The organism is Mycobacterium sp. E1715, assembly GCF_001667625.1.
Taxonomy (GTDB): Bacteria; Actinomycetota; Actinomycetes; order Mycobacteriales; family Mycobacteriaceae; genus Mycobacterium.
The window spans coordinates 1-11,448 of sequence record NZ_LZJJ01000137.1 but is presented as its reverse complement, the minus strand read 5'-3'; the positions used below and the strand labels follow the sequence as shown (position 1 = coordinate 11,448).

Genomic DNA, 11,448 nt, shown 5'->3' with positions numbered 1-11,448 from the left:
TGGATGAAGTTGATCCGCGAGTTTGCCGTGCCGCGGCGCGGGGCCTCGTAGACGAGCCGGATGCCCTGCGAGCGCAGGTGCTCGATCACGCTGTCGAGGTCGCTCACCCGAACCGCCATCTGCTGGATCCCGGGCCCGCGCTTGTCGAGGAACTTGGCGATGGTCGAGGAGTCGTCGATCGGGGCCATCAGCTGGATCTGCGCCGTACCGGTGGGCGCGCCGCGCACGGCCAGCATGGCTTCGCGGATTCCCTGGTCCTCGTTGACTTCCTCGTGCACCAGGATCATGCCGAGGTGGTCGCGGTACCACGCGATTGCCGCGTCCAAGTCGGCGACTGCGATGCCGACGTGATCGATCGCCGTCACCAGCTCGGTGGCCAGGACCTGACGGGCGTCAACTTGATCGGTCGTCATCACATAAAGGTAACCTGGCGGCAAAGACTGCGCTTCTCCGGGAGGCCGGATCGGCCGTCCACGGACCTTTGGGAGGTTGTTATGACGACGTCGGTGATCGTTGCTGGAGCGCGCACGCCGATCGGCAAATTGATGGGTTCGCTGAAGGATTTTTCGGCCAGCGATCTGGGTGCCATCGCGATCGCCGGCGCGCTGGAGAAGGCCAACGTGCCCGCGTCGGCTGTCGAGTACGTGATCATGGGCCAGGTGCTGACGGCCGGCGCCGGCCAGATGCCCGCGCGGCAGGCGGCCGTAGCGGCCGGCATCGGCTGGGACGTCCCGGCGCTGACCATCAACAAGATGTGCCTGTCCGGCATCGATGCCATCGCGCTGGCTGACCAGCTGATTCGAGCCGGTGAGTTCGACGTCGTGGTGGCCGGTGGGCAGGAGTCGATGACCAAGGCGCCGCATTTGCTGATGGACAGCAGGGCGGGCTACAAGTACGGCGACGTCACCGTCCTCGACCACATGGCCTACGACGGCCTGCACGACGTCTTCACCGACCAGCCGATGGGCGCGCTCACCGAGCAGCGCAACGACGTCGACAAGTTCACCCGCGCCGAGCAGGACGAGTTCGCTGCTCGGTCGCATCAGAAGGCGGCGGCGGCGTGGAAGGACGGCGTCTTCGCCGACGAGGTCGTTCCCGTCAACATCCCGCAGCGCAAGGGTGATCCGCTGCAGTTCACCGAGGACGAGGGGATTCGCGCCAACACCACCGCCGAGTCGCTGGCCGGCCTCAAACCGGCCTTTCGCAAGGACGGCACCATCACCGCCGGGTCCGCGTCGCAGATCTCCGACGGGGCCGCGGCCGTGGTGGTGATGAACAAGGCCAAGGCGGAGGAACTGGGGCTGACCTGGCTGGTGGAGATCGGTGCACACGGCGTCGTCGCCGGGCCGGACTCCACCTTGCAATCGCAGCCGGCCAACGCGATCAAGAAGGCGCTCAGCCGCGAGGGCATCACCGTCGACCAGCTCGACGTGGTCGAGATCAACGAGGCGTTCTCCGCCGTCGCGCTGGCCTCGACCCGCGAACTCGGCGTGGATCCCGAGATCGTGAACGTCAACGGCGGCGCGATCGCCGTGGGGCACCCCATCGGGATGTCGGGCGCGCGGATCACGCTGCATGCCGCCCTGGAACTGGCCCGCCGCGGCTCCGGCTACGGCGTCGCGGCCCTGTGCGGCGCGGGCGGGCAGGGTGACGCACTGATCCTGCGGGCAAAGTAAGCGGGCCGAGAAGCCGGAGCGCCGACGCCCTGGGCGACGTTGCTGGACCGACGCGGGTGGGAAGTTTTGTGATCTTCGTCATATCGTCCCCCGCGGCCGTCTTCGGGCGCGATTTTCGGGCCGCGGCACCGGGCCCACGCGTCCGCGCGACCGGGTGGATGGGGCACCGATGCGCATGACAAACTTGACGGCGTGACGCGTCCGCGACCCTCGATCGGCCCCGCGATGGCCGGCGCTGTCGACCTATCCGGCCTCAAGCAGCGGGCCCAGCAGCAACCGCCCGGCGGTGGGACCGGCGGCGGCACAACGCCGGCCGCCGAGGGCGGCCCCGGAGGCACCGCGATCACCGAGGCCAATTTCGAGGCCGAGGTCCTGCTGCGGTCCGAGGAAGTGCCCGTCGTGGTGCTGCTGTGGTCCCCGCGCAGCGACGCGTGCGTCCAGCTGCTGGACACGCTGTCCGGCATGGCCGCCCAGGACAACGGACAGTGGTCGCTCGCGACGGTCAACGTCGACGTGGCGCCCAGGGTTGCCCAGATATTCGGTGTCGACGCGGTGCCTACCGTCGTGGCTTTGGCCGCCGGGCAGCCGATCTCGAGCTTCCAGGGCATGCAGCCGCCGGATCAATTGCGCGGCTGGCTGGACCAGATCCTTTCGGCGACGGCCGGGAAGCTCAGGGGCCCAGGCGGTTCCGCCGCTGCCGACGAAGTCGACCCCGAGTTGGCGGCCGCCCGCGAGCAGCTGGAGGCCGGCAATTTCGAGGGCGCCCGAGCGGCGTATCAAGCAATTTTGGACGCGAATCCGGGCAGCGCCGAGGCCAAGGGCGCGATCCGGCAGATCGACTTCCTGATGCGCGCGACCGCGCATTCACCGGACGCGGTGGCCGCCGCCGATGCGGCACCGGCCGACATCGAAGCGGCCTTCGCGGCTGCCGATGTCCAAATCCTCAACCAGGATGCGAGCGCGGCGTTCGAGCGCCTGATTGCTCTGGTGCGCAGCACATCCGGGGACGAGCGCACTCGGGTGCGCACCCGGCTGATCGAGCTGTTCGAGCTCTTCGATCCCGCCGATCCCGAGGTCGTCGCCGGGCGGCGGAACCTCGCCAACGCGCTCTACTGAGGTCGCCGGCCGCGGCCGTCGGGTGGTTGCGGCCAAAGCGGCTCGTGCTGAGCGGCCCCGGTCTACTCGGGCTCGAGCCACAGGGCCGAGTTGGGCGGCAGCACCAGCACCGCGGAGGCGGGACGCCCATGCCACGGATCCTCGGTGGCGTCCACCCCGCCCATGTTGCCGATGCCCGTCCCGTTGTAGTCGGTGGCGTCGGTGTTGAGCACCTCGCGCCAGCGCCCTGCGGACGGCAGCCCGAGCCGGTAGCCGCTGTGCTCATTGCCCGCGAAGTTGAAGATGCACGCCATGACGGATCCGTCGCTGCCATAACGCAGGAAGCTGAGCACGTTGTTGGCCGAGTCGTTGGCGTCGATCCAGGAGTATCCGTCGGGGACGGTGTCCTGGCTCCACAGCGCCGGGTGGCTGCGGTAGATGGCGTTGATGTCACGCACCAGACGCGCGACGCCGTTCGAGAAGCCCTGCTCGTCGAGCTGCCACCAGTCCAGACCGCGCTCCTCGGACCATTCGGCGCGCTGGCCGAATTCCTGTCCCATGAACAGCAATTGCTTGCCGGGATGCGCCCACTGATAGGCGAGCAGGCTGCGCAGCCCGGCGGCCTTGACGTGGTTGTTGCCCGGCATCCGGCCCCACAGGGTGCCCTTGCCGTGCACGACCTCGTCGTGGCTGATCGGCAGCACGTAGTTCTCGCTGAACGCGTACAGCATCGAGAACGTCATCTCGTGGTGGTGGTAATTGCGGTAGACCGGGTCACGGCTGATGTAGTCGAGCGTGTCGTGCATCCAGCCCATGTTCCACTTCATCGAAAAGCCAAGGCCGCCAAGGTTTGTCGGGCGCGTGACGCCGGGCCACGACGTCGACTCCTCGGCGATGGTGACGATGCCGGGCGCGCTCTTGTGCACCGTGGCGTTCATCTCCTGCAGGAACTGAACGGCCTCGAGGTTCTCCCGCCCGCCGTAGATGTTGGGCGTCCAGCCACCCTCGGGGCGTGAATAGTCCAGGTACAGCATGGACGCGACCGCGTCCACCCGCAGGCCGTCGATGTGGTACTCCTCGAGCCAGTACAGAGCGTTCGCCACCAGGAAGTTGCGCACCTCGGCGCGTCCGAAGTCGAAGACGTATGTGCCCCAATCAAGTTGCTCGCCACGCTTGGGGTCGGCGTGCTCGTAGAGCGGGGTGCCGTCGAATCGTCCCAGAGCCCACGCGTCCTTCGGGAAGTGCGCAGGCACCCAGTCCACGATCACGCCGATGCCGGCGTGGTGCAGCGCATCGACCAGTGCCCGGAATTCGTCGGGCGTGCCGAAACGGGACGTCGGCGCGTAGTAGGACGTCACCTGGTAGCCCCAGGATCCGGCGAAGGGATGCTCGGCGACGGGAAGCAGCTCCACATGGGTGAAGCCGTGCTCCACCACGTAGTTGGTCAGCTCCTCGGCGAGCTGCCGGTAGCCGAGGCCGGGGCGCCACGAACCGAGGTGCACCTCATAGGTGCTCATCGGCTCGAACACCGGATTGCGTTGGGCGCGCTGTTCCATCCACTCGGCGTCCTGCCAGGTGTACTTGCTGCGCGTGACGCGGGAGGCGGTGTGCGGCGGAACCTCTGTGGCGAAGGCCATCGGGTCGGCCCGCTCGGTCACGACCCCGTCGGCGCCATGGACGCGGAACTTGTACAGACCGTCGGCGGGGAAGTCGGGCCAGAACAGCTCCCACACCCCCGACGAGCCGAGCGAGCGCATCGGAGCGTCGCTGCCGGTCCAGCCGTTGAACTCGCCGATCAGGCTGACGCCCTTGGCATTGGGCGCCCACACCGCGAACGACACGCCGTTGACCACGCCGTCTGCCGTGGTGAACGAGCGGGGATGCGCCCCAAGGACTTCCCAGAGCCGCTCGTGTCGACCCTCGCCGAACAGGAAGAGGTCGACCTCACCCAGCGTGGGCAGGAAGCGGTACGCGTCGGCGACCGTGTAAGGGTCGGCGCCCTCGTATTTGATCTGCAGCCGGTAGTCGATCAGGCCGGTGAACGGCAGCACCGTGGCGAACAACCCGGATTCGATGTGCTCCAACGGAAACCGGTCGTCTCCGACGAGTGCGACCACCTCGGCCGCATGCGGCCGGAACGCCCGGATGACGGTGTGGTCGGCATACTCGTGGGCGCCCAGGATGCCGTGCGGGTTGTGCTGCGTGCCGGCCAGGAGGCGGCCCAGGTCGGCCGGGTCGGGGGCCAGGTGCGTCCTGGCCAGTTGGTCGGCTTGGCTCATCTCACAATCCCTCCGGTCCGTTCGGTGGCCTGCGGAGCAGCTTCATTCGCGCCTCCTGCGGGATGAGTGGCATGTTGATCACATGCGCGACCGCTCGCGCAGGGTCGATGCGAACGTAGTTTGCTTGCCCCCATTGGAATTCTTGGCCGGTGATTTCGTCGCGCACCCAAAATCGTTCGTAGGGCTCCATACCCAAAGCCGCCATGTCCAAAAACAGCGTGGCCTCTTCGGCCCCGAACGCGTTGAGCGTCACCACCACCAACACGCAGTCACCGGTCGCCGGGTCGAACTTGCTGTAGGCCAGCAATGCGTCGTTGTCCACCGCGTGGAAATGAAGGGTGCGCAGCTGCTGCAGCGCCGGATGCAGCCGGCGAATCGAGTTGAGCAGGGTGACGAACGGCTCCAGCGAGCGTCCCTCGGCCAGCGCACCCGCGAAATCGCGGGGCCGCAGTTCGTATTTCTCCGAGTCCAGGTACTCCTCGCTGCCCTCCCGCACCGCGCGGTGTTCGAACAGCTCGTATCCGGAATACACGCCCCACGCCGGACCCATCGTCGCCGCCAGCACCGCGCGGATCGCGAACATGCCGGGGCCGTTGTGCTGCAGGCTCGCATGCAGGATGTCGGGCGTGTTGACGAACAGGTTCGGCCGCCGGAAGTCCGCCGCGGCGGCGATCGCTTCGCCGAACTCGGTGAGCTCCTGCTTGGATGTGCGCCACGTGAAGTAGCTGTAGGACTGGGTGAACCCGAGCTTGGCCAGACCGTACTGGCGGGCCGGCGGCGTGAACGCCTCCGAGAGGAAGAGCACGTCGGGGTCGATGCCCTTCGCCTGGGCGATCAGCCACGCCCAGAAGTTCGGCGGCTTCGTGTGCGGATTGTCCACCCGAAAGAACTTGACGCCGTGGTCCATCCAGTGCCGCACGACACGCAGCACCTCGTCGTAGAGGCCCGCCGGGTCGTTGTCGAAGTTCAGTGGATAGATGTCCTGATACTTCTTCGGCGGGTTTTCCGCGTAGGCGATCGTGCCGTCGGGCAATTCGGTGAACCACTCGCGGTGGTCGCGCGCCCAGGGGTGGTCCGGCGCGCACTGCAGCGCCAGGTCCAACGCCACCTCCATGCCGTGTCCGCGCGCCGCGGCGACGAAGGCGTCGAAGTCCTCGAGGGTGCCCAGTTGCGGATGGATGGCGTCGTGGCCGCCCTCGTCACTGCCGATCGCCCACGGCGAACCCACATCTGAAGGGGCGGCGGTCGGAGAGTTGTTGCGCCCCTTGCGATGTACCTTGCCGATGGGGTGGATCGGCGGCAGGTAAACGACGTCGAACCCCATCGCCGCGATCCGCGGAAGCTGGGCGGCCGCCGTGGCGAACGTGCCGTGTACGGGCTTGCCGTCGGCGTCCCAACCGCCGGTCGAGCGGGGGAACATCTCGTACCAGGAACCGAAGCGGGCCATCGGCCGGTCCACCCACACTCCGTACTGCTCGCCGCGGGTGACGAGATCGCGCAAGGGGTACTCGGCCAGGATCTCGTCGATTTCGGGCGCCAGGGCCAATGCGGTCCGGGTGACGGGGTCACCGGGAGCGCGCAATGCCGCTGCGGCCGCCAGCAGCGGCTCACGCTTCGTGCGCGGTACCCCCGTGGCCGCGCGCTCGAACAGCCCGGCCCCGACCAGGAGGTCGTTGGACAGTTCCGTCTCGCCCTGGCCGGCCTCGAGCTTCGCGACCAGGCCATGCCGCCAGGAGTGGATCGGGTCGCCCCAGCCGTCCACGCGGAAGGTCCACAGGCCGACCCGGTCGGGCATGAATTGCCCGTGGAAGACGTACGGCTCGAGGCCCAACGTCATCGGCAGCAGCAGCGGCTTGACTCGTTGCTGGTCCACAATGCCGTCGACTTCGGGCGCGGCCTTGACGGGGGCTTGAACCGCTTTGATTCGGCGCGTTTCGGTTACTTGCGGATAGCGCGGCCCCAGGTAGCGCACGACCAGCGTCGCGGCGACGGCCTCGTGGCCCTCCCGCCACACCGCCGCGCTGACCGGGACGATCTCACCGACCACGGCCTTGGCGGGGTACGCGCCGCATGAGACGACGGGTTGGACGTTATCGATCTCGACACGACCAGGCACAACACTCCGTTCCGATTTGCCCGTTCCTCCCCGGCCCGATCTCTCGGGCCGCGGAGTCGCCGGCAGAGTTCCGACTAGCCGACTTCATCTCGGTCCGCTTCCTCGGACTCGGACCGCGTCGTCGTCGGCTGGTTCCGATTGTGTGCGGGCAAACCGCGTGTGCTTCGTCGCGGAATGCCTCTCGTCTGGCGAAATTTCCTGTCGTGGGGAACTTCCTCTGCGGGGAAGCGCCGTTGCGGCCCCAATAACTAACCGATACCCACCCTAGTGTCCGGTCACACCCCCGGCGGGAAAAGCCGTCTACCGCCCACGTGCGCGGCGCGAAATCCTCAGTAAGGTAAGGATGCGTGAAAGCCCTCCGCCGCTTTACCGTCCGTGCTCACCTCCCCGAACGGCTGGCCGCGCTGGACCAGTTGTCGACCAACTTGCGATGGTCGTGGGACAAGCCGACCCAGGAGCTGTTCGCGACCGTGGACACGGACCTGTGGGAGCGGTGCGGGTCTGACCCAGTGGCGTTGCTGGGCGCGGTGAATCCGGCACGGCTCGACGAGCTGGCGCTGGACGAAAACTTCCTCGGCCGGCTCGACGAGCTGGCCGCCGACCTGAACGATTACCTGTCCCGGCCGCTGTGGTACCAGCAGCGACAAGCCGACGGCGTGGCGATGCCGACGGCCATCGCCTATTTCTCGATGGAGTTCGGCGTCGCCGAGGTGCTGCCGAACTACTCGGGCGGTCTGGGCATCCTCGCCGGGGACCACCTGAAGTCGGCCTCCGACTTGGGGGTGCCGCTGGTGGCGGTCGGCCTGTACTACCGGTCGGGGTATTTCCGCCAGTCGCTGACCGCGGACGGCTGGCAGAACGAGACCTACCCGTCGCTCGATCCGCAGGGGTTGCCGTTGCGGCTCCTCACCGATTCCACCGGGGATCCCGTCCTGGTCGAGCTGACGCTTCCCGACTCCGCCCAGCTGCACGCGCGGATCTGGGTCGCGCAGGTGGGGCGGGTTCCGCTGCTCCTTCTGGACTCCGACGTCCCCGAGAACGAGCACGACCTGCGCGGCATCACCGACCGGCTCTACGGCGGCGACCAGGAACATCGGATGCGCCAGGAGCTGCTGGCCGGCATCGGGGGCGTGCGGGCGATCCGCGCGTTCACCGCCATCGAAGGCCTGCCGGCGCCCGAGGTGTTCCACATGAACGAGGGGCACGCCGGGTTCCTGGGCGCCGAACGCATCCGCGAGTTGATGACCGATGCCGGACTCGACTTCGACACCGCGCTGGCCGTCGTGCGGTCCAGCACGGTGTTCACCACCCACACCCCGGTTCCCGCGGGCATCGACCGGTTCCCGATCGACATGGTGCGGCTCTACTTCGACGGGCATGTCGAGGAGGACCCCGGGAAGAAGTCCGAGAAAGCCGGTGGCAAGAACGCCCCCGCGTTGTTGCCGGGCGTGCCGACTGCCCGCATCCTCGCGCTCGGCGCCGAGGACGACCCGACCAAATTCAACATGGCGCACATGGGTTTGCGGCTGGCGCAACGGGCCAACGGCGTCTCGTTGCTGCACGGTGAGGTCAGCCGCGCCATGTTCAACGAGCTGTGGCCCGGGTTCGACTCGGACGAGGTGCCGATCGGGTCCATCACCAACGGGGTACACGCGCGCACCTGGGCGGCGCCGCAATGGCTGCAGTTGGGGCGTGAGCTGGCCGGTTCCGATTCGTTCGGCGATCCGGGCGTCTGGCTGCGGCTGAATCAGGTTGATGCGGGCCACCTCTGGTGGATCCGCTCGCAATTGCGGTCGTTGCTGGTCGAGGACGTCCGGCGGCGGCTGCGCAAGTCCTGGCTCGAACGTGGCGCATCGGACGCCGAATTGGGTTGGATTGCAACGGCATTCGACCCCGATGTGCTCACCATCGGGTTCGCCCGACGGGTGCCGACCTACAAGCGGCTGACGCTGATGCTGCGCGATCCGGAGCGGCTCGAACGCCTGCTGCTCGACGAGGACCGGCCCATCCAGCTCATCGTTGCCGGTAAGTCGCACCCCGCCGACGACGGCGGCAAGGCGTTGATCCAACAGGTGGTTCGCTTCGCCGACCGCCCGGAGGTGCGCCACCGCATCGCGTTCCTGCCCGACTACGACATGTCCATGGCCCGGCACTTGTACTGGGGATGCGACGTCTGGCTGAACAACCCGCTGCGGCCGCTGGAGGCGTGCGGCACGTCCGGGATGAAGAGCGCGCTCAACGGCGGCCTGAACCTGTCCATCCGCGATGGCTGGTGGGACGAATGCTACGACGGCGAAAACGGTTGGGAGATACCGTCGGCCGACGGTGTGGCCGACGAGGCCCGCCGCGACGACCTGGAGGCCAGCGCGCTCTACGACCTGCTCGAGCAGGCCGTCGCGCCCAAGTTCTACGAGCGCGACGAGCACGGGGTGCCACCACGGTGGATCGAGATGGTGCGGCACACGTTGCAGACGCTCGGCCCCAAGGTGCTGGCCTCGCGCATGGTGCGCGACTACGTCGAGCGGTATTACACGCACGCGGCGCAGTCGCTGCGCAGGACCGTCGGGCCCGCCGAGGACGGCGAGGACGGCGGTGAGTTCGGCGCCGCGCGCGAGGTGGCCGGTTACCGGCGGCGCGCCGAAGAGGCGTGGCCGAAGATCACCATTACCGATGTCGACAGCACCGGGCTGCCGGACACGCCGGTGCTCGGCGCCAAGCTGACGCTGACCGCCACCGTGGCCCTGGACGGCCTCGCGCCCGACGAGGTCACCGTTCAAGGGGTGGTGGGCAGGGTGGACGCCAGCGACGCGCTGCTGGATCCGGTCACGGTCGAGATGTCGTACACCGGGACCGCCGAAGGCGGCAACCAGGTGTTCTCGACGACGCTGTCGCTACCGCTGGCGGGGGCGGTCGGGTACACGGTCCGCGTGCTGCCCCACCACCCGATGCTCGCTTCCAGCGCCGAACTCGGCCTGGTCACCCTGGCCCGCTGAGCTCAGGCGGGCTGGCTTTCCGAGGTGGTGCGCAGCCGCTCCAGCGCGGCGCGGACCTGGGCCGGGTCGGTGGTCTGCCAGAACGGCGGCAGCGAGGCGCACAGGTAGCCGCCGTAGCCGGCGGTGACCATCCGCGAGTCCAGCACTGCGACCACTCCGCGGTCAGTGACGCGCCGCAAGAGCCGTCCCGAGCCCTGGGCCAGCAGCAGCGCGGCGTGGCTGGCGGCGACGGCCATGAAGCCGTTGCCGCCGCGCGCGGCCACCGCGCGCTGCCGCGCCCCCAGTAGCGGGTCGTCCGGCCGGGGAAAGGGGATGCGATCGATGAGCACCAGCGAGAGCGACGGACCCGGCACGTCGACGCCCTGCCACAGCGACAGGGTGCCGAACAGCGACGTCTGCGGGTCGGCGCTGAACTGCTCGACCAGCGCCGAGGTGCTGTCGTCGCCCTGACAGAGCACCGGCGTCGACAACCGCTGGCGCATGGCCTCCGCGGCGGCCCGCGCGGCGCGCATCGACGAGAACAATCCCAGGGTCCGCCCACCCGCCGCGGTGATCAGCTCCTCGATCTCGGTCAGCTGTTCGGCGGAACCCGTGCCGTCGCGGCCCGGTGGCGGCAGGTGGGCGGCGACGTAAAGGATCCCCGCCTTGGCGTGGTGGAACGGCGAGCCGACGTCGATGCCGCGCCAGCGCGCGTCCCCGGTGTCCGCGGCGGTCAGCCCCCACGCCGCCGCCATGGCGTCGAAGGACCCGCCGATGGCCAGGGTCGCCGACGTCAACACCGTGGTGGAACGGGAGAACACCCGGTCGCGCAGCAGGCCGGCGACCGACAGCGGGGCCACCCGCAACACCGGGCGCGTGGCGCCCCTGTTGTCCTCGTGATCCAGCCACACCACGTCGGTGCGATCGGGGATCGCCGGGGCGAAGGACGTGAGGACGCGCGAGGCGGTGTCGGAGATCTCGCTCAGCGCCGCCACCGCTTCGGCGCGGGCCGCGGCGGCTTTCGCGTCGCTCGTGCCGTCGATCGCCGAGCGTGCCGCGCCGGCCGCGTCGCGCAGCGTGGTCAGGTAGGTGGCCAGCTCGTCGTCGAGGCGGTCGATGCGGCCCGGTGTGGCCTCGTGGATCGCCGCGGCGAAGTTGGCCGTCGTCGCCTCCAGGCGTTGTGTGAGTTCTGGATTCACCAGCCGGGCGATTCGGCGCGCCGCCACACCCAGGGCGGCCGGCGTCAGCTCGGCGGTTGCCACCGAGGTCACCCGGTCGACCAGCTCGTGGGCCTCGTCCACCACCAGCAA

Annotated in this window: 7 protein-coding genes; 3 read left to right on the top strand and 4 right to left on the bottom strand. The window is 68.7% G+C overall.

Going from position 1 to position 11,448, the window contains the following annotated elements:
- The coding region (locus A9X03_RS07615; protein WP_082974446.1) for a VOC family protein at positions 1 to 416 on the bottom strand (416 nt) is incomplete at its 3' end.
- 78 nt (positions 417 to 494) lie between these two features.
- Here A9X03_RS07615 and A9X03_RS07610 point away from each other — a divergent pair.
- Entirely contained in the window at positions 495 to 1,676 is a 1,182-nt protein-coding gene (locus A9X03_RS07610) for an acetyl-CoA C-acetyltransferase (RefSeq protein ID WP_067781096.1), read from the top strand.
- 192 nt (positions 1,677 to 1,868) lie between these two features.
- Entirely contained in the window at positions 1,869 to 2,792 is a 924-nt protein-coding gene (locus A9X03_RS07605; RefSeq protein ID WP_067747760.1) for a tetratricopeptide repeat protein, read from the top strand.
- 62 nt (positions 2,793 to 2,854) lie between these two features.
- On the opposite strand, the gene glgB is transcribed toward A9X03_RS07605, so the two are convergent.
- Complete coding sequence (gene glgB, locus A9X03_RS07600; protein ID WP_068260435.1) at positions 2,855 to 5,050, bottom strand: 1,4-alpha-glucan branching protein GlgB; 2,196 nt, start codon at positions 5,048 to 5,050, stop codon at positions 2,855 to 2,857.
- Between the two features lies 1 nt (position 5,051).
- The gene (locus tag A9X03_RS07595; protein ID WP_068260432.1) at positions 5,052 to 7,166 is read right to left on the bottom strand and encodes an alpha-1,4-glucan--maltose-1-phosphate maltosyltransferase; all 2,115 of its coding nucleotides are present in this window, start codon (positions 7,164 to 7,166) and stop codon (positions 5,052 to 5,054) included.
- A 347-nt stretch (positions 7,167 to 7,513) separates the two neighbouring features.
- Between A9X03_RS07595 and glgP the strand changes: the two genes are divergently transcribed.
- Entirely contained in the window at positions 7,514 to 10,159 is a 2,646-nt protein-coding gene (glgP, locus tag A9X03_RS07590) for an alpha-glucan family phosphorylase (protein WP_068260429.1), read from the top strand.
- A gap of 2 nt (positions 10,160 to 10,161) precedes the next feature.
- Here glgP and A9X03_RS07585 read toward each other — a convergent pair.
- Positions 10,162 to 11,448: ATP-dependent DNA helicase (locus tag A9X03_RS07585; protein ID WP_197696030.1), on the bottom strand; the 1,287-nt coding region annotated here is incomplete at its 5' end.

Excerpts from the sequence above, each read along its gene's own strand:
- A9X03_RS07610 (WP_067781096.1), top strand. The coding sequence starts at position 495 with ATGACGACGTCGGTGATCGTTGCTGGAGCGCGCACGCCGATCGGCAAA.
- glgB (WP_068260435.1), bottom strand. The coding sequence starts at position 5,050 with ATGAGCCAAGCCGACCAACTGGCCAGGACGCACCTGGCCCCCGACCCG.